Origin of the sequence: Kitasatospora papulosa (assembly GCF_000717245.1) — a bacterium.
In the GTDB taxonomy this organism is placed as follows: domain Bacteria; phylum Actinomycetota; class Actinomycetes; order Streptomycetales; family Streptomycetaceae; genus Streptomyces; species Streptomyces papulosus.
The window spans coordinates 1,161,177-1,187,047 of sequence record NZ_JNYQ01000004.1 but is presented as its reverse complement, the minus strand read 5'-3'; the positions used below and the strand labels follow the sequence as shown (position 1 = coordinate 1,187,047).

Sequence of the window (25,871 nt, the reverse complement as noted above, 5' to 3'; positions counted from 1 at the left end):
GGTGCCGACCGGTTTGCCGGCGCCGGCCGGCTACAGCTCGTCCAGAGCATTGACGAGCCGCGGTGCCACCGCCTCCCACGTCCGGGCCAGAGCCTCGGGGCCGTGACCCCGGGGCACGGTCTCCGTCAGCATGATCAGGTAGAGGTAGCTGCGGTACAGGTCGAGTCTCCGCCGCACCGACGGCGTGAACACGAACGGTGTGCCGGCGGCCGCCGCGTGACCGGCCAGGAAGTCCTCGTCCGCCTCCGGGTCGCCGAACAGGGACGTGGAGACGAGATCGGCGACCGGGTCCCCCCAGAACATCCGCTCACCGTCGACGATCCCCCCGATGCGCCGCGCCCCGGGCCGGCCGGTCACGAGGACGTTCCCCTGCCACAGGTCGAAGTGGACCAGGGCGGGCCGGGTCACCTCGTCCAGCACCTCCGACGCCCCGGCGAGCACCTCACGTATCCGCTCCGCCGGGCGCGGCAGTCGCGCTCGGTACCTCTCGGCGTCCGCGAGCACCGCGTCCGTCATCACGGTGAACGCCTCGCGCCAGGTGGGGGAGAGCGCCCCGAGGGCTCCGCCCGGATATCCGAAGCCGGACGGGCCCGTCACACCGTGCAGGCGGCCGACGAGGGCTCCGAACCCGGCACGCAGCGCCCGTGTCTCGTCGACCGTCAGCTCGCCGGCGACCGTACTCCAGGGGCGCCCCGGACGCGCCGTCATGACGACGTACGCCCCTGCCGGCCCGGCCGGGGCGAACTCGCTGTGCACGACCTGCGGGATCGTGTCGCCGGCTCCGATCGCGGCGTCGTAGAAGGTGACCTCGTTGACGAGCAGGCGCTGTTCGTAGCTCAGTCCGGTGGCGTGCGCCGGAGGGATCTTCACCACCCAGTCCCTGCCGTCCCCGAACGTCACGCGGGTGACGGTGTTGTAGGTGCCGCCGGCGAGTGGTTCGAGAGAGGCGGGCTCGCCCGCCCCGACGGCTTCCAGCACGGAGTGGACCGCGTCGACGGACAAGGGCGGGCTCCCATGGCTGAGCTGCGGAGTCGATCGCCTCACAGGCGCTTCACAGGGTGATCACGACGGAGTCACGATCACATCCCCGGGCCGTCCGGGGCAATCGTCGGACAGGTGACCGATCGTAGAGTGTGGCGGACTGCGACAGCCCCACCGTGCCCGGCCGAATCTGGTGCCGGAGCCGCGCTGTTGCTCCTTTCGTACGGAGAGATGAACCCACCATGCGCGCCACCGTCGTACGTCGTACCGCCCTCGCCGCAGCCGCGGCCTCCCTGACCCTGCTCGCCACCGCCTGCAGCGGCTCGGACTCCGACGCCAAGGGTGACGGCGGCGCCTCGGGGGCCAAGGACGACGCCTCCGCCAAGCCCTCGGCGGTCAAGGCGCTGTCGTCGGCCGAGCTGGAGAAGGTGTCGCTGGAGCAGGGCGACGTCGCCGGCCACAAGGTCACGAAGACCGGCCCTGCGGACATCGCCAAGCCCGGCGAGGTCACCGTGGACAAGAAGGAGTGCGAGCCCATCGGGTTCGCCTTCTACGGCGTGGAGCGCGGAAGCCCGGTCGGCAACGCCGGGCGCAAGGCCGTCCAGGAGCCGAAGAAGGACGAGTCCGCCGACCCCGAGGACCTGCTCGCCGGAATGCTCGACGTGACGTCGTCGCTGGTCACGCTCGCCTCGTACGACGGCGACGGTGCGCAGAAGAGCCTCGCCGAGCTCCGCGAGTCCGCCGCCAAGTGCGCGACCGGTGGGTTCACCCTGTCCATGAAGGGCTCGAAGCAGAAGGTCACCAAGCTCACCGAGGAGAAGGTGACCGGCGGCGAGGAGGCCCTCGCCTGGCGCGTGCAGATGGGTGAGGGGGACGAGGCGGCTCCCTTCAAGCTGGTGAGCCTGCGTCAGGGCGGAACGGTCGCCACGTTCTTCTCCTTCAACCTCGGCAAGACGGGCGCGGACGCCGACTTCGCCCTCCCGACCGCGCTGATCGACGCGCAGGTCAAGAAGCTCGGCTGAGTCGTGCGGGGTGGCGTGTCCGGGCGGGGCGTCCGGGTCACGACGCACGGCTGAACGGCTCGCGGCGTGAGGGCGGGGGCGGGGAGACCCGCTCCCGCCCTTTCCTTGCCCGGGGGAGCGCGAGGGCCACGGCGACGACGACCGTCAGCGCGCCGGCGAGCTGGACCGGGGACAGGGTCTCGCCCAGGAACACGTAACCGAGCGCCATCGCCGCGAGCGGTGAGGCGAATCCTAGTACGGACACGGTCAGTGCCGGCAGCCGCTCAACTCCCCGGAACCACACGGCGTAGGCGAGCAGCGCGCCGACAAGGCCGAGGTACGCGAAGCCTGCGACGTTCCGCCCGTCCACCGAACCGGGCAGGCCCTCGCCGAGCAGCGTGACGGGCAGCAGCAGGAGCCCGCCGGCGGTCAACTGCCACCCGGTGAAAGTCAGAAGCCCCACCCCGGACGGGCGGCCCCAGCGTTTGGTCAGCACGACACCGGTGGCCATGCTCACGGCACCCAGGAGCCCTGCGCCGACGCCCACGGCGTCCAGACCCGCACCGGGGGTCAGGGCGAGCAGACCGACCCCCACGATCCCGAGGGCGCAGGCGGCGGCGTGCGACCTGGTGATGCGCTCCTTCAGCAGCAGCGCCGACAGGACGAGGACGATCGTGGGCTGCACGGCCATCACCAGGGCGGCCACTCCGCCGGGCAGGTGGTAGGCGGCGACGAAGAGCAGATAGAGGAACGCGCCGATGTTCAGCGTCCCGAGGACGGCGGCGCGCCACCACCAGCCGCCGCGTGGCAGGGTCCTGCCGATGGCGAGCAGGATCAGACCGGCGGGCAGTGCCCGGAGGGTCGCGGCGAGCAAGGGGCGGTCCGGCGGCAGCAGTTCGGTGGTGACGAGGTAGGTCGAACCCCAGACCAGCGGCGCGAGCACGGTGAGCGCGGAGTCGGCCGCGATCCGATCGCCCTTCATCGGGTCCCGCCCCTGGGCAGGTGGTGGCGGATGGTGCGGCGTACGCGGATGGTGACGGCCTGCGGCGCGGTCGTGGTGTCTGAGTCAGGGTCCTGCGGCATGGCTGGACCGTAGCGTTATTGCTTAGCGCTAAGCAAGTAGGTATCTCAGCTCTAAGATTCTCACTTCTAAGACAAAGATATGCTGGCGCCCATGAGTGACCATGTGGACCACGTGCTGGCGCAGTGGGCCGAGCAGTGCCCCGAACTGGACTCCTCGTCGATGGCGGTGATCGGCCGCATCAAGCGGCTCGCCCGGATCGTCGAGGCGGAGCAGCGCGTGGTCTTCGGCGCGCACGATCTCGACCCGGCGGCGTTCGACGTCCTCGCCACCTTGCGACGTAGCCCCGCACCCCACCGGCTGACCCCCGCGGAGCTGATGCGGTCCGCCATGGTCACGTCCGGCGCGATCACCCAGCGGCTGGACCGGCTGGAGGAACGGGACCTCGTCGTACGCACCCGACGGGCGGAGGACGGCCGCAGCGTGCACGTCTCCCTCACCCAGGCGGGCAGGGAACTGATCGACCGGGCGCTGGTGGATCACGTGGCCAACCAGAACCGTCTGCTGTCGGGCCTCACGGAGGAGGAGCGGACCCGGGTCGCGGACGACCTGCGCGGACTGCTGGAGTCCCTCGGGGACAACGGCCGCCAGGTCAGACTCGGCTGACCGGCCGCCTCACGATGCGGAGGGCAGGACCGGCGGTGGGCGCTTCACGGTGCGGAGGGCCGGACCGGCGGCGGGTGCCTTACGGCAGTGGTACGAGCCTGACCACGGTGACCGTCAGCACGGACCCGGAGACGTAGTAGAGGACGATGGCCCCGTACACCGTCGCCTCACGCCGGTCGCGTTCACTCTTCACGGGGGTCGAGGCATGTCCGTACGGATCCGAGCCCAAGGTGCGCGCCATCTCGTCGCGGAACGAGTCGGCGTCGCGCATCTTGGCGAGGGTGTCGTCGGCGGGCGGCGCGAAGGAGATGCGGAAACTCAAGCGACGTTCCGCCTCTCGGCCTCGTCCTGGGCGAGCCGGTCCAGGATCCGCTCGGCCTCGGGATCGGGTACGGCCTCGAGCATCCAGTGCCGCATGACGGCCTGGATCTCGTGCACCCCGGCCTCGTTGATCGCGTGGTCGAACTCCTCGCGTCTCTCCTCGGGCAGAGCGGCACGGATCGCGGGAATGCTGTTCGGCACCTCGACCTCGGTACCGCCGACGAAGGTCTTCAGAGACTCGCCCATGATCGCTCTCCCCGATCTCCTTGCTCTCCACACCCCGCCGGCCCGAGCCGCGAGAGGTGCGCCCCGGGGTAACAGGCAGGTGTAAGGCTCACGTTAGCGGTTGCCGCTGCCTTCGTCGCCCGCCTGCGCCCGGCACTTCAGGGCCGGATGGACATCGAGTCCGGCGCCCCGGCCGGCCGGCAGAGCCGGATCACCTCGCCAACAGGGCCGCACATGAACTTCGTTGAGCTCCAACGCGACTTGCCGGTAGCCCGTCAGGTGCAGGATCGTACGACCATGGCTGAGGCTCCTGACGTCGAGACCGCGTGGACATGGCTGCTTGAACGCCGACCGGGGACCCGAGGCTGGTTCGACGACACATTGCCGCCCGTCGCGGCTGCCGCCTACGCGAAGCCCGTGCTGCGCGGCCTGTTCCCCTTCCACACCCACGGCACGCTCAAGTTCATCCGTGAGGCACCTCCGTGGCACGAGCCGCCGATCGACGATCTGCCGTACGTCGTGCTGGGCGAGCCGCCGTACAGTGTCCACACGGCGGGTCGCGCAACCCGCCTCGGCGAGGCGGAGACGGCCGAGGACGCCATCGACCTGGTGATGGCCCACCTGCCCCCGGAACTGAGCGGCGACGCGGCAGGCCGGCATCTCTGAACCCCGGCGTGGCCCCAGGCCGGGATCCAGCTGAAGGACGCCCATCGACTAGGGCCACCCGGGCCGGGTATCCGTCTGGGCATGCTCGCTCTGACCTACACCTCGCGCAGCACTTCAACGACGCTGTGGGCCTTCGCGGTAAGCACCCTCATCGTGCTGGCAGTGGCTTGGTACGTCCGACGACGGAGGTAGGTTCGACGCCCACTTCGGGGCTTTGATCTGAGCGCGTTCCTGCAACTGCGGCTCCACGCCTGCCTCGTGCAGGACACGAGGGTTGAGGACTCGTACGCTCCGAAGCCGAGGGGGAGATGGGCATGGCGGACGACTACTTCCTGCTGGTGTGCGACGACGTGCCCCATGACGTCGTGCTCACCGGCCCCGGGATTCGCGTGCTGGACGTCGCGCAGGTCGTGCGCCGGCTGACCGGCCTGAGTCTCTGGCGGAGCAAAGTCCTGGCGACGCAGGTTCCCGCTCTGATCCTCGACGGCGTACATCGGGCAGACGCTGAGGCGGCTGCCACGAATCTGCGGGCGGCGGGCGCACTGGCCCAGGTGAGGGCACAGCCGGAACCGGACTTCCTCAAGCCTTGAGGCGGAGCCGATCGACCGGCCGACAGCCCACAAAACGGCCCAGCGCACCAAAAAGCCCCCCACCACGCGGAGAACCCGCAGGTGGGGGGCCAGTCCAGCTCTGCTTACTTCTTCTTGCCCTGGTTCTTCACGGCCTCGATCGCAGCCTTCGCCGCGTCCGGGTCCAGGTACGTGCCGCCCGGCTTCAGGGGGCGGAAGTCGGCGTCCAGCTCGTAGGCGAGCGGGATGCCGGTCGGGATGTTGAGGCCCGAGATGGCGTCGTCGGAGATGCCGTCCAGGTGCTTCACCAGGCCGCGCAGGCTGTTGCCATGGGCGGCGACCAGGACGGTCTTGCCGTCGAGTAGGTCCGGGACGATGCCGTCGTACCAGTACGGCAGCATGCGGATGACGACGTCCTTGAGGCACTCCGTGCGCGGGCGCAGCTCCGGCGGGATCGTCGCGTAGCGCGGGTCGGCGCTCTGCGAGAACTCGGTGCCGTCCTCGAGCGCCGGCGGCGGGGTGTCGTACGAGCGGCGCCAGAGCATGAACTGCTCCTCGCCGAACTCGGCGAGCGTCTGGGCCTTGTCCTTGCCCTGGAGCGCGCCGTAGTGGCGCTCGTTCAGGCGCCAGGAGCGGTGCACGGGGATCCAGTGGCGGTCGGCGGCCTCCAGCCCGAGCTGGGCGGTGCGGATCGCGCGCTTCTGGAGCGAGGTGTGTACGACGTCGGGGAGCAGGCCGGCGTCCTTGAGCAGCTCACCGCCGCGGACCGCCTCCTTCTCGCCCTTGTCCGTGAGGTCTACGTCCACCCATCCGGTGAACAGGTTCTTCGCGTTCCATTCGCTCTCGCCGTGGCGGAGGAGGATCAGCTTGTACGGTGCGTCGGCCATGGGTCCGAGCGTAATCGAACCCGCGCGGCCGCCGCGCGCCTGGCCAAGGGGCGGACCGGGACCCGGGCCGGGGGTGCGGCCGGGACCCGACGATTGACGGGGGGCGTCAATTGGGTGGCGACCGGGGAATTCCTCTTCGTAATGTTCGGACCGTCGCCGGGCCACTTACGCAGGACAGGCCGGCGCTCATTCCGTACACGCACGTCGCCCCGGGGGGAACCCATGTCTGTCGCCGGTCTCAGAAAGGCGGCACACGAGACGGTCGCAGGTCTCCCCAGGGAGTTCTGGTGGCTGTGGACCAGCACGCTGGTCAACCGCCTCGGTGCCTTCGTCGCCACCTTCATGGCGCTCTATCTGACCCTGGACCGCGGCTACTCCGCCTCGTACGCCGGTCTCGTCGCGTCCCTCCACGGGCTCGGCGGGGTCGTGTCCTCCCTGGGGGCCGGGGTGATGACGGACCGGCTCGGGCGCCGTCCGACGATGCTGATCGCCCAGCTCTCGACCGCCGTCTCCGTGGCCGTGCTCGGCTTCATGGTCCATCCGGTGGCCATCGCGGGTGTGGCCTTCGTCGTGGGTATGGCCAGCAACGCGTCCCGGCCGGCCGTGCAGGCGATGATGGCCGACATCGTCCGGCCCGAGGACCGGGTCAGGGCCTTCTCGCTCAACTACTGGGCCATCAACCTGGGGTTCGCCGTCTCGTCCGCCGCGGCCGGGTTCATCGCCGAGTACAGCTACCTCGCCGGCTTCATGGGCGAGGCCGCCCTGACGCTGCTCTGCGCGGTCGTCGTCTTCCTCAAGGTGCCCGAGTCCCGGCCCGAGGTTGCACCCCGGGCAGCCGGTACCCCCGCGCCGGACGACGTGAAGCTGACCACGGTCCTGCGCGACGGGCGCTACATGGGGGTCGTCGGGCTGTCGTTCCTGGTCGCGCTGATCTTTCAGCAGGGGTACGTGGGCCTGCCGGTCGCCATGGGCGCGGACGGGCTGTCCAGCTCGGACTTCGGTACGGCGATCGCCGTCAACGGTGTGCTGATCGTGGCCCTGCAGATCCCCGTCACCCGGTTCATCCAGCATCGCGATCCGCGCCTGCTGCTGATCCTCTCGTCCCTGATCGCGGGCTGCGGCTTCGGGCTGACGGCCTTCGCCGGGTCGGTCGGGGTGTACGCGCTGACGGTGTGCGTCTGGACCCTCGCCGAGATCGTCAACGCGCCGACGCAGACGGGCATCGTCGTACAGCTGTCACCGGCCCACGGCCGGGGCCGCTACCAGGGCATGTACACGATGTCCTGGTCGGTCGCGGCGCTCGTCGCCCCGCTGATGTCCGGCTTCGTGATCGACCACTACGGGGCGGCCTGGCTCTGGGGGACCTGCGCGGTCCTGGGCACCGTGGCCGCGTTCGGCTACTGGCTGCTGATGCGGAAACTGGATCTTCCGGAACCGGTCGTCGCCGCGTCGGCGTCGGTCGCCCCCGAGGAGCGGGCGGTCGCAGAGCCCACCGTCTGACGTGCGGAGGGCGGGCGCCGGCCCGCCCTCGCCCGACGTGCGGCGAACAGCTGCAGGCCTTACGCCGCACGGGAGGCGCAGGACGTCGGTGCCCCGGGACGAACACGCGTCCGTCGTGGGGCACCGACGCCCGCCACGGGCTCAGGCCGCTCTCAGCCGCCGCACTGGCAGGGCGCGCCGGACTGGCAGCCGCACCCGCAGCCCGAGCCGCAGCCGCAGGCGCCCAGCAGGGGCAGGTGCACCACTTCGGTCGGGGTCTCCTGCTGGGGTTCGGTCATGGGTGAATCGGCCATGGTTCCTCCTCAGGGCGTACGACTCGACGGCGTACAGCACATGCGTGGGCACACATGCCGACGACGGGGGCCGCGGACATGCCGCAGCGCCCCCGCACCCCTTGCATGCCCAGCAGGGAGGGCGCATCAACGGCGCACAGGCGCTGGAGCTGAGGTGCGGCCGTCGTGACGACTGCGCCCCATGCGCCCCTGCACCGGTGCCGCCCCTTGATCAGGCCCTGTACCGGTGCCACTGCTCCGGCAGGCCCTGGGCCGTTGCCGCCGCCCTGATCAGGCGCCCCGCCGGTACGGCCGTCCCGGTCAGGCGCCCTCCACCGGTGCCGCCGCCTGGATCTCGTCCGCGTGCTCACCCGTGACCAGGTAGACGACCCGCTTGGCGACCGACACGGCGTGGTCGGCGAAGCGCTCGTAGTAGCGGCCGAGCAGGGTGACGTCGACAGCGGTCTCGATGCCGTGCTTCCAGCGGTCGTCCATCAGGTGCTGGAACAGCGTCCGGTGCAGCAGGTCCATCTCGTCGTCGTCCTGCTCCAGCTGGAGCGCCAGGTCGACGTCCTTCGTGATGATCACCTCGGCGGCCTTCGCCATGAGCCGCTGGGCGAGCTGTCCCATCTCCAGGATGGTCGCGTGCAGGTCGTGCGGCACCGCCGACTCGGGGAAGCGCAGCCTGGCCAGCTTGGCCACGTGCTGGGCGAGGTCGCCCGAGCGCTCCAGGTCGGCACTCATCCGCAGGGAGGTGACCACGATCCGCAGATCGGTGGCGACCGGCTGCTGGCGGGCCAGCAGCGCGATGGCGCGGGCCTCCAGGTCGTGCTGCAGGTCGTCGACCTTCTGGTCCGCGGCGATCACGCTCTCGGCGAGCTTGAGATCGGCGTCGAGCATGGACGTCGTGGCCCGTCCGATCGCCGAGCCGACGAGCCGGGCCATCTCGACCAGGCCCTCGCCGATCGAATCGAGTTCCTCGTGATAAGCGTCGCGCATGGAAGTCCCTCTCCAGATCCTTGCTGAGGCCGGGGTCTCTTGGGGCCGACCCCCACGTTGCCACGGTGGGGGGCCAACGCGTCGGGATCCGGCCCCCGAAGTGAACCGTCACTATCCCCTTGGTGAACTCTGGGCGACGAGTGTTCGAGATGGCACCCGGATGGCTGGGAGAGTGTCGGCGAGCCCGCATAACCTTGAAGCATGGACGTGAACGCGGCGGTCGCCGCAGCTGCCGCGATCGCCGGGCTCTGCACCGGTGTGATCGCCATGCTGGCGTTCCGCTGGAGCGAACGCGAGCAGAAGCGCCCGACACGTACCTCCCTGCGCCCCGACGGCAACGCCGCGCTCCCCCCGGGCGTGGACACGGTCCTCTCCGTGCTCAGCTCCTCCGCCGTCGTGCTCGACGAGAGCGACAGCGTGGTCAAGGCCAGCTCCGCCGCGTACGCGCTGGGGCTGGTCCGGGGCGGGCGCCTGGCGGTCGAGCCCATGCTGCACATGGCCAGGGACACCCGGCGTGACGGTGAGATACGACAGGTCGAGCTGGACCTCCCGCGCCGCGGGACGGGCCGGGGCGAGGCGCTGGCCGTCTCCGCCCGGGTCGCCCCGCTGGGCTCACGCCTGGTCCTGCTGCTCGTCGAGGACCTCACGGAGGCCCGCCGCATAGAGGCGGTACGGCGCGACTTCGTCGCCAACGTCAGCCATGAGCTCAAGACCCCGGTCGGCGCGCTCTCCCTGCTCTCCGAGGCCGTCATGGATGCTTCCGACGACCCGGAGGCGGTGCAGCGGTTCGCCGGCCGCATGGAGATCGAGGCGACCCGGCTGACCAACCTCGTGCAGGAGCTCATCGACCTCTCCCGGGTGCAGAACGACGACCCGCTGGAGGACGCCGAGCCCGTACGGGTGGAGGAGCTGGTCGACGAGGCCATCGACCGGTGCCGCCAGCAGGCCGGTTCGAAGCAGATCACCATGGCCTCGGGCGGTACCGCGGACCTCTTCGTCTGGGGGAACCGGAGCCAGCTCGCGGCCGCCCTCGGCAATCTGGTGGAGAATGCCGTCAACTACAGCCCCGCCCGCACCCGTGTCGGCATCGCCGCGCGGAAGATGGCCGCACCCGGCGGGGATCTGATCGAGATAGCCGTGACCGACCAGGGCTTCGGCATCTCCGAGAAGGACCGTGAACGCGTCTTCGAGCGGTTCTACCGCGTCGACCCGGCCCGCTCACGGGCCACCGGTGGCACCGGTCTCGGCCTCGCCATCGTCAAGCACGTGGCCGCCTCGCACGGCGGGGAGGTCACCGTATGGAGCTCTGAGGGACAGGGCTCCACGTTCACCCTGCGGCTGCCCGAGTCGGGCGTCGTACGGGGTCGTACCACCGGCGGACCCCTGGTCGTCAACGACGCTGTTGACGGCGACGGGCCGTACGAGACCGATTCTTTTGAACCATTCCCCGCCCCGGAGGCTCTTCCGTGACCCGAGTGCTTGTCGTCGAGGATGAGGAATCCTTCAGCGACGCCCTGTCCTACATGCTCCGCAAGGAAGGCTTCGAGGTGGCCATCGCGGCCACCGGCCCGGACGGCCTCGACGAGTTCGAGCGCAACGGTGCCGACCTCGTGCTGCTCGACCTGATGCTGCCGGGCCTGCCCGGTACGGAGGTCTGCCGGCAGCTGCGCGTCCGGTCCAACGTCCCGGTGATCATGGTGACCGCCAAGGACAGCGAGATCGACAAGGTCGTCGGCCTGGAAATAGGAGCCGACGACTACGTGACCAAGCCCTTCTCCTCGCGGGAGCTGGTGGCCCGCATCCGTGCGGTCCTGCGCCGCCGCGGGGAGCCCGAGGAGGTCACCCCCGCCGCTCTGGAGGCCGGCCCGGTCCGGATGGACGTGGACCGCCACGTCGTCACGGTCTCCGGCGGCAAGGTCGACCTCCCGCTGAAGGAGTTCGACCTTCTCGAGATGCTCCTGCGCAACGCGGGGCGCGTGCTGACGCGCATGCAGCTGATCGACCGGGTCTGGGGCGCCGACTACGTGGGCGACACCAAGACCCTGGACGTGCACGTCAAGCGGCTGCGCGCCAAGATCGAGCCCGACCCGGGAGCACCGCGCTACCTGGTGACGGTGCGCGGCCTGGGCTACAAGTTCGAGCCGTAGGCCGCGAGCCGCGAGCAACGTGGGGGTGCCTCCGTCGGAGGCACCCCCACGCGCGCGACGTACGTGATCAGCCGGTGGTGGCTTCGCCGGTCGGCGTGGCCGTGCCCGAGGGGCTCTCCGACCCTTCGCCCGGCGTCTCGGAGGCTTCACCCGGCGTCTCCGAGGCGGAGTCCGACGCGGACGTGGAGGGCGTGGGCTTCGGCGACGGCAGCGCGCTCGGGCCGAAGCCCTCGAAGAAGCTGGTCGCCGGGACGATGGCGGCGCCGAGCTCGATGTCGCCCGTCTCGCTGAACGTGAAGGCGACGGCCTGGACGTTGCCGTTGGCCCCGGCCTTGCGGCCGTCCTCGATCACCGCCGAGGCGTTGTTCTTGCCGCCGATGACGACCCGTCCGCCGGCCGGGACCACGAGCGGTCCCTTGCCCTTGGCGGCCTGCAGCTTCACCGTGGTGCCGGTGCCGGGGAGGGCGATCTTCTCCACGACCTCCTGCTTCGTGCCGTCGTTGAAGAGGGTCGCGGCGACGACCGCCGGGCCTTCGGCGTCCGCCTCGGGCTGGGTGATGATGTTCAGGTTCTGGATCTTGATGTTGTCGACAGCGGTGGCTGCGTTGTCCGGCCTGACCTGAAGCGTCTGCGCGTCGTTGCCGGCACTGCACGCGGACAGTGCGGCGATCGGGAACACGAGGGCAGTGGCGGCGAGGGCGCCGTGTCGAAGGCTGCGGCTCACGGCGGCGGCAACTCCTTGAACGTTCGGACTGCGGACTTCGGACTCTGCGGACAGGAGGCCCGAGCGGCCGTAAAGCCGCCCTAAGTGTGTGTCAGCGGGCTCAGGTTACCGAGCCGTCGTCCCGGGCCCGCACCCGACCCGCCCCCTGGCGTCCTCCGACCTGTGGACCGGCACCGTCCGCCGGCGGTTCGGACATCGCTCCGTCGCGTCACGGCCGTCCTTCCCACGGTGCGGATTCGCGCCGCGTTCACAAAACGCGGCTGATCAGTGTGTTGATCGGCCGATGATCGATTTCCGGACCGCGGCGTATTTCCCGCGCATAATCCACCCGCTCCGGCCGTTGATCAATTTCATTGGCCATCGACGCTTAGGGCCGTACGAGTGATCGACGTCCGAACGGAGTACGGAAAGTTCACCACGCGGAAACCGACAAAACGGGACGTTCAGCCCCTTCTGGAGGTCTTCCGGCATGTGTGACGCGTGTGTTTCGGGGTGGCCACGCGCCCGCTCCGACCTGCGAATATCGCCTTCCGGAAGCCTCTCGCAGCACGTTCGTGTCGCAGTTGTCAAGCCCCGAGATATGCCCTGACCTGCGAAAACGCCATTCAGGAGATGCTGTTCTCGTGTTACTCTGGATAGCCACGGAAGGGGTACCTGTCACATGACGTTCAAGGTTGGCGACACCGTGGTCTATCCCCATCACGGGGCCGCGCTGATCGAGGCTATCGAAACTCGCCAGATCAAAGGCGTGGACAAGACCTACTTGGTGCTCAAGGTCGCCCAAGGCGACTTGACGGTCCGCGTACCGGCAGACAATGCGGAGTTCGTCGGTGTGCGCGACGTAGTCGGGCAGGAAGGCCTGGACCGGGTCTTCGAGGTGCTGCGCGCACCGTATGCCGAGGAGCCGACGAACTGGTCCCGTCGCTACAAGGCAAATCTTGAGAAGCTCGCCTCCGGCGATGTCATCAAGGTCGCCGAAGTGGTGCGTGACCTGTGGCGTCGCGAGCGTGAGCGTGGACTCTCCGCTGGTGAGAAGCGCATGCTCGCCAAGGCCCGCCAGATCCTGGTGAGCGAGCTCGCTCTCGCGGAGAACACGAACGAGGACAAGGCCGAGGCCCTGCTCGACGAGGTCCTCGCGTCCTGAACCGGACGACACCGGTGACCGGATGACGCCGGCGAACCGAATCCGGTCCTAGAAGATATGCCGCGGTGCCCGCTGACGAGCCGTATGCACGGTGAGTCGTCGGGCGCTGCGGCATGTTCGGATCCGAACGGAAGATCCACCCGGATCGCACCGGCGGTCCGTCCGGAAAACCGTCCACCCGCGGAGCCGACGCCGCGCCCCCGTCCCTCCAGCCATGTCCACCGAGAGCCATCTCCACCGAGCCCCGCTGCGGCTCGGCCGACCAGGGGTCACGGAAGGGGTCCCGGTCGGGTCGAGCATCGCGCACGGCTCATTCCCCAACCTACGGTCGGGGTACGCCCAGGCCATACCCATGTCGGCGGTGGAAACAAACCTGCCGAAGCTGCGGAGTGCAACCGATGTCATCGATGTCACCGACGCCTGCTGAACCGAGCCCTTCCCGTACCGCCGCGGTGATCCCCGCGGCGGGCCGCGGTGTGCGGATGGGACCCGGTACCCCGAAGGCGCTGCGCGCGCTCGGCGGTACCCCCATGCTGATCCACGCCGTGCGCGCCATGGCGGCCTCACGGGCCGTCACCCTCGTGGTCCTGGTCGCGCCCCCGGACGGCGCGGCCGAGGTCAAGAACCTCATCGACGGGCACGCGCTGCCCGAGCGCACCGACTACGTCGTCGTGCCCGGCGGGGCCACGCGACAGGAGTCCGTGAGGCTCGGCCTCGACGCCCTGCCGGACGACGTCTCCGTCGTCCTCGTCCATGACGCGGCCCGGCCCCTGGTGCCCGTCGACACCGTGGACGCCGTCATCGAGGCCGTGCGGGACGGGGCTCCGGCCGTCGTTCCCGCGCTTCCCCTCGCCGACACGGTCAAGGAGGTCGAGCCGGCGGAGCCGGGAGTGCCGGAGCCGGTCCTCTCGACTCCCGTACGGGCGCGGCTGCGGGCCGTGCAGACGCCTCAGGGCTTCGACCGGGACACGCTCGTCCGCGCGCACGAGAGTGTGGCCGTCGACGGTGAGGGCGCGACCGACGACGCGGGCATGGTCGAGCGGCTGGGCGCGCCCGTCGTCGTCGTGCCGGGCCATGAGGAGGCGTTCAAGGTGACCCGCCCCCTGGACCTGGTCCTGGCGGAGGCCGTTCTCGCACGCCGGAGGGCGAACGATGGATTCTGAGGCGGTGAAGCAGCGTCGGCCGGCCCCCGTGATCCCGCTCGTGGGCATCGGCACCGACATCCACGCCTTCGAGGAGGGCCGCGAGCTCTGGTGCGCCGGGCTGCTGTGGGAGGGCGAGGGGCCCGGACTCGCCGGGCACTCCGACGCCGACGTCGTGGCCCACGCGGCCTGCAACGCCCTGTTCTCCGCGGCCGGGCTCGGCGACCTGGGTCAGCACTTCGGTACCGGCCGCCCGGAGTGGTCGGGAGCGTCCGGCGTCACCCTGCTCACCGAGGCCGCGCGGATCGTGCGTGCCGAGGGCTTCGGGATCGGCAACGTCGCGGTGCAGGTCGTCGGTCTCCGTCCGAAGATCGGCAAGCGGCGCGACGAGGCCCAGAAGGTGCTGTCGGACGCGGTGGGCGCACCCGTCTCGCTGTCGGCCGCCACCTCCGACGGTCTCGGCTTCACCGGCCGGGGCGAGGGCATCGCGGGCATCGCGACGGCTCTGGTCTACCGCGCAGAGGACTGACGCGGGGGAGTCCGAGCGGAGGCGGGGCCTCGTGGTGCGGCGGAGGATCGCCGCGCCACGAGGCCCCGCCTTCTTATTGCACATCGGTTGCACGTACGCTGACCTGGCAGGTGAGGTTCCGTATCGGCGTAGAGCGAGGGTGAGCGTCCGTGATGAGTGCGACCGCCGGGGCGACGAGGGTGCCGGACGTGCCGGCCGGTGCGTCCGGCTACGTCCTGCGGACCGCCACCGCACAGGACGTCGGTGGCGCGCGGGCCGTCATGCTGGACACCGTCTACCACGACCTGCGCTCCGGCTACGTGCCCCGCTGGCACGCCGACATCATCGACCTCGAAGGTTCCTATCTGCGCCCCGCGCGCTGCACGCTCATGGTCGTCGTGCGCGACGGCGAGGTCGTGGCGACCGGTGCGGTGCGGGACCGGGGTCCGCAGTCCCCGCCCAATCCGCGGTGGGTGGCCGACCGCTTCCCCTCCGGTTCGACGGCCCAGCTCTGCCGGATCTACGTACGCCCCGAGCACCGCAGGCACGGTCTGGCACGCATGCTGGTGCGGGAGCTCGGGGAGTTCGCCGCGCGGGCGGGCGGCTACACCTCGCTCTATCTGCACACCGATCCGGCCGTGCCGGGTGCCGAGCCGTTCTGGCGGTCACTCGCCCACGAGGTCTGCGACGAGCGCGCGCTGCCGGACGGGGGTCAGGGCATCATCCACTTCGAACTGCCGATGCCCGCTTCCGCAGGGCTGATCACCGCAAATATCGGATGATAATCGTTTTCATATAGGGTCCTCCTCATGCCTACGTCCCGTCGCACCCCGCTGACGGTGGCCGCCGCCACCGCCGCCCTGCTCCTCCCGCTCGCCGCCTGCTCCTCGTCGAGCGGTTCCGGGGCGTCCGGCGACGCACAGCGGCTCCGGGTCGTCATGGCCTTCCCGCCCGCCCAGGCCATGTCCCCCTACGGCGACGACGCGGTCACCCTCAGCCGGCTCGCCGTCATCGAGGGCCTCACCACCCTCGACAGGAACGGGGCAGCCGAGCCCGCCCTCGCCACCTCCTGGAAGCAGGACAACCCCACCACCTGGACCTTCACCCTCCGCGACGCGGTCTTCCAGGACGGTACGAAGGTCGACGCGGACGCCGTCGTCCGCTCCCTCACCGCCGCGGGCAAGGCGTCCCCGCTGCCCCGGGTGCTGTCCGACACCCCCCTGACGGCCACGGCCGCCGGACCCGGCACCGTACGGATCGTCACCAAGGGCGAGGACCCCCTCCTCCCGCAGCGGCTCGCCAACCCGTCGCTCACGATCCTGTCCGCCGGCGCCTACGAGAACGGCAGGGCGAACCCCGCCGGGCACGCCACCGGGCCGTTCACCCTGACCGGCGTCAAGGGCGCCGTCTCCGCCACCCTCGAGCGCAACGCCGACTACTGGGGCGGCAAGGCGAAGGCCCCCGGCGTCGACGTCACCTTCGCCGCCGACGGCACCGCCCGCGCCAACGCGCTGCGCACGAAGACCGTCGACGTCGCCGAGTACGTACCGATCGCACAGGCGTCCCTGCTCGGTGACTCCTACGTCCACGAGTTCCCCTCCGCCCGGACCAACGGCCTCTCCCTCAACACCGTGCGCGGTGTCTTCGCCGATCCCGCCATGCGCGCCGCCGCCCGCGAGGCCATCGACTCCAAGGCCCTGGTCGACGGGGTGTACGAGGGCCGTGCGGACACCGCCAAGGGGCTCCTCGGCCCCGGCATCCCCTGGGCCGCCGGCAAGCGCACCGCACCCACCGGACGCACCCCGGCCGCGAGCCCCGAGAAGGTGGCGGAGACGAAGAAGATCGTCCTTGCCACCTACACCAACCGGCCCGAGCTCCCCGAGGTCGCGACACTCGTCCAGCAGCAGCTCGAGAAGCGCGGCTTCACCGTCGAGCAGGTGGTCCGCGACTACGCGCAGATGGAAGCCGACGCGCTCGCCGGGAAGTACGACGCGTTCATCCAGGCCCGCAACACCCTCCTGGACACCGCCGACCCCGTCTCCTACCTCGCCTCCGACTTCACCTGCGACGGCAGCTTCAACATCTCCCAGCTGTGCGACAAGGACGTCGACGCGGCCGTCGACAAGGCGGCCTCACTGCGCGCCACCGACGCCCGCCACAGTGCGGGGATGACCGCCGAGGCCGCCGTCCTGGGAGCCGACGCGCTCGTACCGCTCGTCCACGAGCGCTTCGTCCAGGGCTACGACGACGCCCGGGTCGAAGGCGTCGCACTCGACCCGATGGAACGCACCCTCATCACCGCCGACACCCACGTCGGATGACCGGGTGAAGTACCTCGCCGGGCGGCTCGGCGCGCTCCTCGCCGTCGTCGCCCTCATCGGCCTGCTGCCCCGACTGACCCGCACCGATCCGGCGCTGACCATCCTGCACGCCCGCTACGCCGACCGCCCGCCCACGCCCGCCGTGCTCGACGCGATCCGTGCCGAGACCGGACTCGACGGCGGACCGCTGCACGTCCTCGGCGCCTGGGCGTCCGGACTGCCGCGCGGCGACCTGGGGGAGTCCTGGGTCTCCGGACAGCCGGTCGGCCCCGACGTGACGTCCGCGCTCGGCGTCTCCCTCACCCTCATGGCCGCCTCGCTCGCCGTCGCCGTCCTCCTGGCGCTCGCCCTCGCCGCCGGAACGCTCCGGCGCGGCGCCCACCGACGGCTCGTCACCACCCGCGCGGGTGTCGGCGCCGCCGTGCTCGCCGCCCTCCCGGAATTCCTCCTCGCCGCCGTGCTGGCCACCGTCCTCGCCGTACAGCTGGGCTGGTTCCCCGCCCTCGGCTGGGGCGCAGCGAACCAGTTCGTGCTGCCCGCCCTCGCGATGGGCGTCCCCGCCGGCGCGCTGCTCGGGCGGCTCCTGGACGACGCCCTGCCCGCCGTCTTCGCCGAACCCTGGGCGCGCGCCGCCACCGCCCACGGCATGCCCGCCCGCAGGATCGCCGCCCACGCCCTGCACCGCGCCCTGCCCGCACTGCTGCCCCAGACCGGCCTCGTCGTCGTCGGGCTCACCGGCGGGGCCGTCGCCGTCGAGGCGCTGTACGCCATCCCCGGCCTCGGAGGCACCGCCCTCGCCGCCGCCCTGGCCCAGGACCTCCCCGTCCTCCAGGCCTGCGTACTCCTCCTGCTCCTCCTCGGCGTCGCCGCCGGACTCGCCGCCCGGCTCGGCTCCAGGGCCCTGCTCGGCCCCGCACGGACCGACGGCGCCCTGCCCCCGCTCGTCGCACCGAAGCTCCCCGCACGCCGCACCGTGGCCGCCGGAGCGGTGGTGCTGGGCGCGCTCCTCATAGCCGTCGTCCTCACCGGCCTGCTGCGCGACCCCCTGTACGCCGATGCCGCCGCCCGCCTCGCCCCACCCTCCGCGGCCCATCCCCTGGGCACCGACTCGCTGGGCCGCGACGTACTCGCCCGCTTCGGCCACGGCGCGGCCAGGACCGTGCTCACCGCCCTAGCCGTCGGCGCCGTCACACTGCTCCTGGGCCTGCTCGCGGGAGCGGCCCGCGCCGGAGCCCTCACCGAGACCGCCAACGCCCTGCCCGCGGTCCTGGCCGGCCTCGTCGTCGCGGGCATCGCCGGCCCCGGCGCCTGGGGCGCGGCCGTCGCCGTCGCCCTCGTCGCCTGGGCACCGCTCGCCGCCCACACCTCCGCGCTGCTCGCCCAGGAACGCGCCGCCCCGCACGTCACCGTGGCCCTCGCCCTCGGCGCCGGACCGTGGCACCGGCTGCGCCGCCACATCCTGCCGGGCGTCCTGCCACCGGTCGTACGCCACGCGGTCCTGCGCGTCCCCGCCATCGCCCTGGCACTCGCCTCCCTCGGCTTCCTCGGCCTCGGGACCCCCGCCCCCGCACCCGAGTGGGGGCGCATGCTCTCGGAGAACCTGCCCTACGCCGAACGCGCCCCCTGGGCCGTCCTCGGCCCCGCCGCCGCGCTGGCCGCGCTCGGCGCGCTCGCCGTGCTGACCTCCGCCGCCGTACGCGGCCGGGCGCACCGATGACGACAGGCACCACCGGCAGCACGGACACCTCGGACACCGGCGCCGGCCCGGAGCTCAAGCCCTACCTCCGGCTCCTGACCGCCACCCAGTTCGCCTTCAACACCGGCTTCTACGCCGTCCTGCCCTACCTCGCCACCCACCTCGGCGACGGACTCGGCATGGCGGGATGGCTCGTAGGACTCGTGCTCGGGCTGCGCACCTTCAGCCAGCAGGGCCTCTTCGTCGTCGGCGGAGCCCTCACCGACCGCTACGGCCCCCGTCCCGTCGTCCTCACCGGCTGCGTCCTGCGCATCGCCGGATTCTGCTGGCTCGCCCAGGCCGGAACCACCGCCGGCGTCATCGGCGCCGTCCTCCTCATCGGCTTCGCCGCCGCCCTCTTCTCACCCGCCGTCGAATCCGAGACGGCCAGGGCCGCCGTCACCCACGAGCGGGAGACAGGCACACCACGCGCCCAGGTGCTGGCCGTGTTCTCCGCCGCCGGACAGGCCGGAGCGTTCCTCGGCCCCCTCGTCGGCAGCCTGCTGCTGCTCCTGGGAGGTGACTTCCGCACCGCGTGCCTGGCCGGGGCCCTGGTCTTCGTCGGCGTACTCGCCGGACACGCCCGTCTCATGCCCCGCCGGCCGCGCCGCGCCCGGCCCGCCGGAAAGCGGACCCTCCTGCCCCGGGAGGTCTTCGCCAACCGGCCCTTCCTCACCCTCTGCCTCGCGTACAGCAGTTACCTCGTCTCCTACAACCAGCTCTACCTCGCCCTGCCGGCCGAGGTGGAACGGGCCACCGGATCCCAGAGCGCGCTCGGCGCGCTCTTCGCCCTCTCCTCCCTGCTCGTCGTCGTCGCGCAGCTGCCGCTGACCCGCTGGTCCGCACGCCGGATCGCGCCCCGCACCGCCCTCGTCGCCGGACTCGCCGTCGTCGCCGCGGGATTCACGGCCGTACCCCTCGCGCCCGACGGCCCCGCCGGGCTGCTCCCCGCCGCCACGCTCGTCGTCCTGCTCACGCTCGGCCAGATGCTGCTGGCCCCCGCCGCCCGGGGGCTCGTGCCCGACCTGGTCGACGACGACCGCCTCGGGCTCGCCACCGGAGCCCTGTCCTCCGTGTCGGGGCTCGCCGTCCTGGTGGGCAGCGCCGCCACCGGAACCCTCCTCGACACCCCCGGACCCGTCCTGTGGGGGATGCTCGCCGCGGTCCCCCTGGCGGGCGCGGCACTCGCCCTGACCCTGTCCGCGGGACGACGGGCGCCGGAGCCCGGGACCACCGTCACCGATCAGTTGTGACACGTTTTCCACAGGGGGCGCCGGGCACTGGTGCGGGCCCACTACCCTTGAGGGGTGACTATTCGCCTGCATGACACCAACGCCCGGCAGATCCGTGACTTCGTCCCGCTCACCGCGGGCTGTGTCTCGATCTACCTCTGTGGCGCGACTGTCCAGGCCGCCCCGCACATCGGGCACATCAGGTCCGGACTGAACTTCGACATCATGCGCCGCTGGTTCGAATACCGCGGCTACGACGTGACGTTCATCCGGAATGTCACCGACATCGACGACAAGATCATCAAAAAGGCGGCCGAGCAGAACCGCCCCTGGTGGTCCATCGGTTACGAGAACGAGCGCGCCTTCAACGACGGCTACGACGTCCTGGGCTGCCTCCCGCCCACCTACGAACCGCGTGCCACCGGCCACATCACCGAGATGATCGAGATGATGCGCGGCCTCATCGAGCGCGGCCACGCCTACGAGGCCGACGGCAACGTCTACTTCGACGTCCGCTCGTACGAGGGGTACCTGGAGCTCTCCAACCAGGACCTCGACGACCTGCGCCAGCCCTCCGGCGACAACGAGACCGGCAAGCGGGACAAGCGCGACTTCGCCATGTGGAAGTCCGCCAAGCCGGGCGAGCCCAGCTGGGAGACCCCGTGGGGCCGCGGCCGTCCCGGCTGGCACCTCGAGTGCTCCGCGATGGCGCACAAGTACCTCGGCAGCGCCTTCGACATCCACGGCGGCGGCATCGACCTGATCTTCCCGCACCACGAGAACGAGATCGCCCAGGCCAAGGCCTTCGGCGACGACTTCGCGAAGTACTGGGTGCACAACGGCTGGGTCACCCTGTCCGGCGAGAAGATGTCGAAGTCCCTGGACAACTCCGTGCTGGTCAGCGACATGGTCAAGCAGTGGCGCCCGATCGTCCTCCGCTACTACCTCGGCACCCCGCACTACCGCTCGATGATCGAGTACAGCGAGGAAGCCCTGCGCGAGGCCGAATCCGCGTTCGCGCGGATCGAGGGCTTCGTCCAGCGCGTGGTGGAGAAGGCCGGCGGGCCGGTCGAGGCCGCCGCCGAGGTGCCGCCCGCGTTCGCCGAGGCCATGGACGACGACCTCGGTGTCCCGCAGGCGCTCGCGATCATCCACACCACCGTCCGGCAGGGCAATTCCGCCCTCGCCGCCGACGACAAGGAAGCCGCCGTCGCCCGCCTCGCCGAGGTGCGCGCGATGCTCGGCGTCCTCGGACTCGACCCCCTCGACCCGCACTGGGCGGGCGAGAGCGACCGTGGTGAGGACCTGCACGGCGTCGTCGACACCCTCGTACGACTCGTCCTCGACCAGCGCCAGTCCGCCCGTGAACGCAAGGACTGGCCCGCCGCAGACGCGATCCGGGACCAGCTCAACCAGTCCGGCCTCGTCATCGAGGACAGCCCCGCCGGACCCCGCTGGACGCTCGGACCCCGCTGAGCGGGCCTTCGCACCATGCGTGAGCAGCGCAAATGTGCCGCCCGGCCGTCCGGGCGGCACACTTTCACTGACGACGTTTTTCTGAAGCAACGAAACAGGTAGGTCATGGCCGGGAACAGCCAGCGCAGGAACCGCCGCACGTCCAACAAGAAGGGCATGCAGGTCGGCAGCGGCGGTAACCGACGCCGTGCTCTCGAAGGCAAGGGACCGACGCCGCCCGCCTCCGCCCGCAAGGGACACAAGAAGAACAGGGTGGCGAACGCCCAGGCCAAGCAGGCCGCCGCTCGCCGCCCCGCCCCGCGCCGCGGTGGCGTCAAGGGCACGTCGGAGATGGTCGTCGGCCGCAACCCGGTCTTCGAGGCACTGCGCGACGGCGTCCCCGCGACCACCCTCTACGTCCAGCAGTACATCGACAACGACGAGCGGGTCCGCGAGGCCCTCCAGCTCGCCGGCGAGCGCGGCAACATCAACCTCATGGAGGCCCCGCGCCCCGAGCTCGACCGGATGACGAACGGCCTGAACCACCAGGGCCTCGTCCTCCAGGTCCCGCCGTACGAGTACGCGCACCCGGAGGACCTCACCTCCGCCGCGTACGACAACAACGAGGACCCGCTGATCGTCGCCCTCGACGGCGTCACCGACCCCCGCAACCTCGGCGCGATCGTCCGCTCCGTCTCCGCCTTCGGCGGCCACGGCGTCGTCGTCCCCGAGCGCCGGGCGGCCGGTATGACCGCCGGAGCGTGGAAGTCCTCGGCCGGCACCGCGGCCCGTACACCCGTCTCGCGCGTCACCAACCTGACCCGCGCCCTGGAGGGCTACCAGAAGGCGGGCCTCACCGTCGTCGGCCTCGCGGCGGACGGCGAGCACACCGTCGAGGACCTGGAGGCCCTCGCCGGCCCCGTCGTCATCGTCATCGGCAGCGAGGGCAAGGGCCTGGGCCGCCTCGTCGGCGAGACCTGCGACTACCGGGTCCGGATCTCCATGCCCGGCGGTGCCGAATCACTGAACGCCGGTGTCGCCGCCGGCATCGTCCTCTACGAGGTGGCACGCCGCCGGGCGTGACACCCGAGCCGTCGCGTCGGGACCGATGAAGGATCCCGACGCGACCGCCGCCGGGCTCGGCGCCTTCCGCGGAGGCGCGGAACGCCCGCGCGTCCGCCGGACGCACGCCCCCCTGGACGCGGCCGGTGCACGAGGGGCACGAGAGGCGGGGCAGGAGCCGTCGGCCGCCCGCCACAGGCCGCCCCACCAGCGACGAAGCCGTCCCGGTGGGCTCACCGGCTCTCCCGCCGCGTCCCCGGCGTACGCCGCCGGACCCGTGGCCGAGGACGGTTGACGGGTCTCGGACACTCTGGACGTGTCAAGGCAGTGTCCTAATCACACATCACTCGGTTAGATGAGTGTGGACACCAGAACGCCTCGGTTCGACGACCAACCCGCCCTGAGCATGACGAAGGTGGACAGCGACCCCGCGCAGGTCATCGTCAGCCACGCCAGCTTCCGGGTGCAGCTCGCCCCCGGCCAGCGCACCCGTCTGCGCCCCGTGGGCTCCGCCGGACGGGCCAGGATCCCCGCCATGAGCGGCGCTGGCGGCCGCAGGCGAGCCCCCGTCGTCTGGAGCGGCAGGTCGGAGCCGGGCGACCCCGGAGCGACCGGACTCCTGCAGGCCGTACGGAACTCCACCGCCGGCCACCTCGACACCCGCCCCGGCGGCGACTTCGGCGCGGGCCACGAGGACACGGGCGGCGGCACCCAGGTCATCCCGCGCCTCGACGAGACCCAGCCCAACCCCGTGATCCCCGCGCCGCACCGGGACGGAGGCGGCCGCACCGGGCCCCTGCTGCCCCCCATGCGGCAGGCCGTCGGCGCCTACGACACCGTCGGCACACCGGCCCGCGACGCGTACGAGATCACCTACGACGACGACCTCGGGGCCGAGGACCGCGACGACGCCACCGCCGGTGACCGGCGCCAGAGCGGCGACACCGTCCGGCACGCCTACTACCCCGGCCGCCGGATGAACCTCGGCGTCGTCCTCCTCCCGCTGCGCGTCATCCTCGGCTTCCTCGCCATCTACGCCGGGATGGGCAAGCTCTGCGACCCCGCCTACTTCGACGACGGCGACCGCGGCTCCATGGTCAAGTGGCTCACCTCGCTGCACCCGTGGACGGCCGCCGAGCCGCTGCGCGACTTCGCGCTCGCGCACCCCGTCGCGGCGGGCCTCTCCGTCGCCTTCCTCCAGGTCGTCGTCGGTGTGCTCACCGTCCTCGGGCTCTGGCAGCGGGTCGCCGCCGCGTTCGGCGCCCTGCTCTCCGCCGCCGTGCTGGTGGCGGTCAGCTGGCGTACCGACGGGGCCTACGACACCGCCGACATCATCCTGCTGGCCGCCTGGAGCCCTCTCGTCATCGCGGGTGCCCCCGTCTACTCCCTCGACGGGCGCCTCTCCGGGGAGGCCTGGCGCACGCTCGGCCCCCGCTCCGAGATCTGGGACCTGCGGCGCCGGGTACTGCGCCGCGGCACCGTGATCGCCACCGTCGTCGTCGGCCTGACGCTGCTGGTCGGCTCGATGCTCGGCGGTGCGGTCCGCTCCACCCAGGTCGTCACCGTGCCGGGCCCCGACAGCTACCCGACCAACCAGCTGCCCGGCTCCCCGCTCCCCGACAAGTCCGAGGGCAAGAAGCGCAAGCCGTCCAGCACCCCGGAGAACCGCACCCCGGAGACGGCGCCCTCCAGCGCCCCGGGCACCCCGTCGGCCGAGCAGTCCACGCCTGGTGCCGAGTCCGAGCGCGAGTCCGGCCCGACGGCCGGGGCGAGCACGGGGCAGCCCAGCCAGACCCAGGGCACGGGCCAGGCGCCCCCGCAGGAGCCGGCCCCGCAGGAGCCCCCGGCGGGCGACTCGGGCCCCAGCTCGTCGGGCTCCGCCGCGTCCGGTGGTTCCGACGGCGGCTCCGACGGCGGGTCCGACGGCGGTTCCGACGGGGGCTCGTCCGGCGGCGCCGGGCAGAACCCCATCGGCGGCCTCCTCGGCTGACACCGCCGGTTCACACCACGAGGGCGGTCACCGGACACCGGTGACCGCCCTCGCCCATGTCCGGGACGCCGTCAGCCGTCCGACCGGGCGCCCAGCTCCCGCGCCGCCTCCGTGAGGTCCTTCGCGGTGTCGATGGCCCGCCAGTACGCCCCGTGGGGCAGCGGGAACCCTGCCAGGCTGCGCTCACGGGCCAGCCTGGGGAACGTCGTCCGCTCGTGGTCACCGCGGTCGGGCAGCATCCCCGTGAACGCGGGCGCGAAGACGTACACCCCGGCGTTGATCAGATACGGCGAGGGCGGCGACTCGATGAAGTCGGTGATGTGGCCGAACGCGTCCGTCTCCACGGCGCCCCACGGGATCCGCGGGCGGGCCAGCGCGAGCGTCGCGGTGGCGTCCCGCTCGGCGTGGAACGCGGCCATCTCCCGCAGCGAGAAGCGGGTCCAGATGTCACCGTTGGTCGCGTACCAGGGCTCCGACGGATCGGGCAGCCGTGCCGCGGCATGCTTGAGACCGCCGCCCCGGCCCAAGGGCTCGGTCTCGACGACGGTCGTGACACGCAACGGAAGATCGGCCGAGGCCAGCCACTCCTGCAGCACATCCGCGAGATGGCCGCACGAGATCACGGCGTCGGTGACGCCCTCGGCGGCCAGCCAGGACAGCTGATGGCCGATGATCGGGGTCCCGGTCCCCGGGATCTCGACCATCGGCTTCGGGCGGTCATCGGTGTACGGGCGAAGCCGCGAGCCCTGACCACCCGCCAGGATCACGGCCTGCGTCGGAAACGTATGCATGCCAGGCACGATATGCCGTGCCCGGACACACCCGGCTCAGCTGAACTGCGCGACGCCCGAGGCGAAGGACGTGTCGCAGACCGGACGGGAGAAGCGGTGGGCGCGCGTCGGACCGTACTGGTCCACGGCGGCCTTGCCGAGCGCCTTGGCGATCGACATGCAGTGCTTCGCCAGCGAGGGACGCCCCTCGACGGTGCGCTGGAGGCTCGTCAGGGCGGCCCCCGGGTCCTTCTCGCGGAGCTCCAGCAGGAGCTTGTCCCGCAGAACGTCCTGGGGAGCCGGGGCCTTCGCCTGCTTGGACACGGTCTCCGAGGAGGCGGTCAGCAGCTGGGTCTCGGTGTCCTGCCCCGACCACTGCACACGGGTGACCGCGAGGGTCCCGGACAGAACCATGACGACGGGCAGGACGAGGGCTAGGGTTCGGCCGATTCGGCGCGCGGTGTGGGTCACGCAGCGAGCGTAGCGGGCAGTGACCGTGTGGCGACATTTCGTCACCCCTGCGGGGGATGGTT

27 protein-coding genes are annotated in these 25,871 nt (G+C 71.5%); 17 read left to right on the top strand and 10 right to left on the bottom strand.

Translation table 11 applies throughout. From position 1 onward, the window contains the following. Positions 1-30: 30 nt before the first annotated feature. A complete protein-coding gene (locus IA22_RS0116765; RefSeq protein WP_030124027.1) occupies positions 31-1,002 on the bottom strand; it encodes a phosphotransferase family protein in 972 nt (323 codons plus the stop codon). A gap of 221 nt (positions 1,003-1,223) precedes the next feature. Between IA22_RS0116765 and IA22_RS0116760 the strand changes: the two genes are divergently transcribed. Beyond that, positions 1,224-2,003: a hypothetical protein gene (locus IA22_RS0116760; protein ID WP_014154906.1), complete on the top strand. Its 780-nt coding sequence runs from the start codon at positions 1,224-1,226 to the stop codon at positions 2,001-2,003. 37 nt (positions 2,004-2,040) lie between these two features. Here the strand turns inward: IA22_RS0116760 and IA22_RS0116755 are convergent, their stop codons facing one another. Continuing rightward, positions 2,041-2,964, bottom strand: coding sequence for an EamA family transporter (locus tag IA22_RS0116755; protein WP_014154905.1), 924 nt, complete (start codon positions 2,962-2,964; stop codon positions 2,041-2,043). Between the two features lie 192 nt (positions 2,965-3,156). Here IA22_RS0116755 and IA22_RS0116750 point away from each other — a divergent pair, with 192 nt between their 5' ends. Continuing rightward, positions 3,157-3,669, top strand: coding sequence for a MarR family winged helix-turn-helix transcriptional regulator (locus tag IA22_RS0116750; RefSeq protein WP_033248205.1), 513 nt, complete (start codon positions 3,157-3,159; stop codon positions 3,667-3,669). Between the two features lie 79 nt (positions 3,670-3,748). Here the strand turns inward: IA22_RS0116750 and IA22_RS0116745 are convergent, their stop codons facing one another. Next, a complete protein-coding gene (locus IA22_RS0116745; protein ID WP_014154903.1) occupies positions 3,749-3,991 on the bottom strand; it encodes a hypothetical protein in 243 nt (80 codons plus the stop codon). Then, a complete protein-coding gene (locus IA22_RS0116740; protein WP_014154902.1) occupies positions 3,988-4,236 on the bottom strand; it encodes a hypothetical protein in 249 nt (82 codons plus the stop codon). The genes IA22_RS0116745 and IA22_RS0116740 overlap by 4 nt, the downstream gene beginning before the upstream one ends. 276 nt (positions 4,237-4,512) lie before the next feature. On the opposite strand from IA22_RS0116740, the gene IA22_RS34130 reads away from it, so the two are divergent. Beyond that, positions 4,513-4,881 carry a DUF6193 family natural product biosynthesis protein gene (locus tag IA22_RS34130; RefSeq protein WP_038272334.1) on the top strand — a complete coding sequence of 123 codons (369 nt, stop codon included), beginning with the start codon at positions 4,513-4,515 and terminating at the stop codon, positions 4,879-4,881. Between the two features lie 314 nt (positions 4,882-5,195). Further along, entirely contained in the window at positions 5,196-5,471 is a 276-nt protein-coding gene (locus IA22_RS0116730) for a ribosomal protein L7/L12 (RefSeq protein ID WP_030124024.1), read from the top strand. 104 nt (positions 5,472-5,575) lie between these two features. Here the strand turns inward: IA22_RS0116730 and IA22_RS0116725 are convergent, their stop codons facing one another. Beyond that, on the bottom strand, positions 5,576-6,337 hold the full coding sequence (locus tag IA22_RS0116725; protein WP_014154899.1) for a phosphoglyceromutase: 762 nt from the start codon (positions 6,335-6,337) through the stop codon (positions 5,576-5,578). Between the two features lie 222 nt (positions 6,338-6,559). On the opposite strand from IA22_RS0116725, the gene IA22_RS0116720 reads away from it, so the two are divergent. After that, a complete protein-coding gene (locus IA22_RS0116720) occupies positions 6,560-7,837 on the top strand; it encodes an MDR family MFS transporter (protein WP_030124023.1) in 1,278 nt (425 codons plus the stop codon). A gap of 152 nt (positions 7,838-7,989) precedes the next feature. On the opposite strand, the gene IA22_RS37130 is transcribed toward IA22_RS0116720, so the two are convergent. Together IA22_RS37130 and phoU are read right to left on the bottom strand one after the other, a co-directional pair. After that, positions 7,990-8,130 (bottom strand): hypothetical protein, encoded by a 141-nt coding sequence (locus IA22_RS37130; RefSeq protein WP_014154897.1) that lies wholly within the window; start codon positions 8,128-8,130, stop codon positions 7,990-7,992. Between the two features lie 300 nt (positions 8,131-8,430). Beyond that, complete coding sequence (gene phoU / locus IA22_RS0116710) at positions 8,431-9,108, bottom strand: phosphate signaling complex protein PhoU (protein ID WP_014154896.1); 678 nt, start codon at positions 9,106-9,108, stop codon at positions 8,431-8,433. A gap of 201 nt (positions 9,109-9,309) precedes the next feature. Here phoU and phoR point away from each other — a divergent pair, with 201 nt between their 5' ends. Beyond that, positions 9,310-10,578: a two-component system sensor histidine kinase PhoR gene (gene phoR / locus IA22_RS0116705; protein ID WP_014154895.1), complete on the top strand. Its 1,269-nt coding sequence runs from the start codon at positions 9,310-9,312 to the stop codon at positions 10,576-10,578. A 5-nt stretch (positions 10,579-10,583) separates the two neighbouring features. Next, complete coding sequence (gene phoP / locus IA22_RS0116700; protein WP_465269737.1) at positions 10,584-11,255, top strand: two-component system response regulator PhoP; 672 nt, start codon at positions 10,584-10,586, stop codon at positions 11,253-11,255. Positions 11,256-11,322: 67 nt separating this feature from the next. Here phoP and IA22_RS0116695 read toward each other — a convergent pair whose 3' ends face one another. After that, positions 11,323-11,979: a hypothetical protein gene (locus IA22_RS0116695; protein ID WP_014154894.1), complete on the bottom strand. Its 657-nt coding sequence runs from the start codon at positions 11,977-11,979 to the stop codon at positions 11,323-11,325. Between the two features lie 661 nt (positions 11,980-12,640). Here IA22_RS0116695 and IA22_RS0116690 point away from each other — a divergent pair. From IA22_RS0116690 to IA22_RS0116645, 10 genes are all read left to right on the top strand, one after another. After that, entirely contained in the window at positions 12,641-13,123 is a 483-nt protein-coding gene (locus IA22_RS0116690) for a CarD family transcriptional regulator (protein ID WP_006380568.1), read from the top strand. Positions 13,124-13,521: 398 nt separating this feature from the next. Continuing rightward, positions 13,522-14,286, top strand: a complete 765-nt coding sequence (gene ispD, locus IA22_RS0116685) for a 2-C-methyl-D-erythritol 4-phosphate cytidylyltransferase (protein WP_030124022.1) — start codon at positions 13,522-13,524, stop codon at positions 14,284-14,286. Continuing rightward, positions 14,276-14,794, top strand: coding sequence for a 2-C-methyl-D-erythritol 2,4-cyclodiphosphate synthase (gene ispF, locus IA22_RS0116680; protein ID WP_014154892.1), 519 nt, complete (start codon positions 14,276-14,278; stop codon positions 14,792-14,794). Before ispD ends, ispF begins: the two co-directional genes overlap by 11 nt. A gap of 152 nt (positions 14,795-14,946) precedes the next feature. Continuing rightward, positions 14,947-15,555, top strand: coding sequence for a GNAT family N-acetyltransferase (locus IA22_RS0116675; RefSeq protein ID WP_030124021.1), 609 nt, complete (start codon positions 14,947-14,949; stop codon positions 15,553-15,555). 27 nt (positions 15,556-15,582) lie between these two features. Beyond that, positions 15,583-17,094, top strand: coding sequence for an ABC transporter substrate-binding protein (locus tag IA22_RS0116670; protein WP_030124020.1), 1,512 nt, complete (start codon positions 15,583-15,585; stop codon positions 17,092-17,094). Positions 17,095-17,098: 4 nt separating this feature from the next. Further along, positions 17,099-18,811 (top strand): ABC transporter permease subunit, encoded by a 1,713-nt coding sequence (locus IA22_RS0116665; RefSeq protein ID WP_030124019.1) that lies wholly within the window; start codon positions 17,099-17,101, stop codon positions 18,809-18,811. After that, complete coding sequence (locus IA22_RS0116660) at positions 18,808-20,082, top strand: MFS transporter (protein ID WP_030124018.1); 1,275 nt, start codon at positions 18,808-18,810, stop codon at positions 20,080-20,082. Before IA22_RS0116665 ends, IA22_RS0116660 begins: the two co-directional genes overlap by 4 nt. Before the next feature lie 54 nt (positions 20,083-20,136). Next, a complete protein-coding gene (cysS, locus tag IA22_RS0116655; protein WP_014154887.1) occupies positions 20,137-21,537 on the top strand; it encodes a cysteine--tRNA ligase in 1,401 nt (466 codons plus the stop codon). A gap of 105 nt (positions 21,538-21,642) precedes the next feature. Next, positions 21,643-22,599 (top strand): 23S rRNA (guanosine(2251)-2'-O)-methyltransferase RlmB, encoded by a 957-nt coding sequence (gene rlmB, locus IA22_RS0116650; protein WP_014154886.1) that lies wholly within the window; start codon positions 21,643-21,645, stop codon positions 22,597-22,599. Between the two features lie 334 nt (positions 22,600-22,933). Continuing rightward, positions 22,934-24,568, top strand: a complete 1,635-nt coding sequence (locus IA22_RS0116645; RefSeq protein ID WP_030124017.1) for a DoxX family membrane protein — start codon at positions 22,934-22,936, stop codon at positions 24,566-24,568. A gap of 71 nt (positions 24,569-24,639) precedes the next feature. On the opposite strand, the gene IA22_RS0116640 is transcribed toward IA22_RS0116645, so the two are convergent. Then, positions 24,640-25,359 carry a nucleotidyltransferase family protein gene (locus IA22_RS0116640; RefSeq protein WP_014154884.1) on the bottom strand — a complete coding sequence of 240 codons (720 nt, stop codon included), beginning with the start codon at positions 25,357-25,359 and terminating at the stop codon, positions 24,640-24,642. Between the two features lie 36 nt (positions 25,360-25,395). Next, positions 25,396-25,809, bottom strand: a complete 414-nt coding sequence (locus IA22_RS0116635; RefSeq protein ID WP_014154883.1) for a hypothetical protein — start codon at positions 25,807-25,809, stop codon at positions 25,396-25,398. Positions 25,810-25,871: the final 62 nt, after the last annotated feature.

Bases quoted from the DNA above. Each gene is read 5' to 3' on its own strand.
- IA22_RS0116760 (WP_014154906.1), top strand. From the start codon at position 1,224: ATGCGCGCCACCGTCGTACGTCGTACCGCCCTCGCCGCAGCCGCGGCC.
- IA22_RS0116755 (WP_014154905.1), bottom strand. From the start codon at position 2,964: ATGAAGGGCGATCGGATCGCGGCCGACTCCGCGCTCACCGTGCTCGCG.
- IA22_RS0116750 (WP_033248205.1), top strand. From the start codon at position 3,157: ATGAGTGACCATGTGGACCACGTGCTGGCGCAGTGGGCCGAGCAGTGC.
- IA22_RS0116740 (WP_014154902.1), bottom strand. From the start codon at position 4,236: ATGGGCGAGTCTCTGAAGACCTTCGTCGGCGGTACCGAGGTCGAGGTG.
- IA22_RS34130 (WP_038272334.1), top strand. From the start codon at position 4,513: ATGGCTGAGGCTCCTGACGTCGAGACCGCGTGGACATGGCTGCTTGAA.
- IA22_RS0116730 (WP_030124024.1), top strand. From the start codon at position 5,196: ATGGCGGACGACTACTTCCTGCTGGTGTGCGACGACGTGCCCCATGAC.
- IA22_RS0116725 (WP_014154899.1), bottom strand. From the start codon at position 6,337: ATGGCCGACGCACCGTACAAGCTGATCCTCCTCCGCCACGGCGAGAGC.
- IA22_RS0116720 (WP_030124023.1), top strand. From the start codon at position 6,560: ATGTCTGTCGCCGGTCTCAGAAAGGCGGCACACGAGACGGTCGCAGGT.
- IA22_RS37130 (WP_014154897.1), bottom strand. From the start codon at position 8,130: ATGGCCGATTCACCCATGACCGAACCCCAGCAGGAGACCCCGACCGAA.
- phoU (WP_014154896.1), bottom strand. From the start codon at position 9,108: ATGCGCGACGCTTATCACGAGGAACTCGATTCGATCGGCGAGGGCCTG.
- phoR (WP_014154895.1), top strand. From the start codon at position 9,310: ATGGACGTGAACGCGGCGGTCGCCGCAGCTGCCGCGATCGCCGGGCTC.
- IA22_RS0116690 (WP_006380568.1), top strand. From the start codon at position 12,641: ATGACGTTCAAGGTTGGCGACACCGTGGTCTATCCCCATCACGGGGCC.
- ispD (WP_030124022.1), top strand. From the start codon at position 13,522: ATGTCATCGATGTCACCGACGCCTGCTGAACCGAGCCCTTCCCGTACC.
- ispF (WP_014154892.1), top strand. From the start codon at position 14,276: ATGGATTCTGAGGCGGTGAAGCAGCGTCGGCCGGCCCCCGTGATCCCG.
- IA22_RS0116675 (WP_030124021.1), top strand. From the start codon at position 14,947: ATGAGTGCGACCGCCGGGGCGACGAGGGTGCCGGACGTGCCGGCCGGT.
- IA22_RS0116670 (WP_030124020.1), top strand. From the start codon at position 15,583: ATGCCTACGTCCCGTCGCACCCCGCTGACGGTGGCCGCCGCCACCGCC.
- IA22_RS0116660 (WP_030124018.1), top strand. From the start codon at position 18,808: ATGACGACAGGCACCACCGGCAGCACGGACACCTCGGACACCGGCGCC.
- rlmB (WP_014154886.1), top strand. From the start codon at position 21,643: ATGGCCGGGAACAGCCAGCGCAGGAACCGCCGCACGTCCAACAAGAAG.
- IA22_RS0116645 (WP_030124017.1), top strand. From the start codon at position 22,934: ATGAGTGTGGACACCAGAACGCCTCGGTTCGACGACCAACCCGCCCTG.
- IA22_RS0116640 (WP_014154884.1), bottom strand. From the start codon at position 25,359: ATGCATACGTTTCCGACGCAGGCCGTGATCCTGGCGGGTGGTCAGGGC.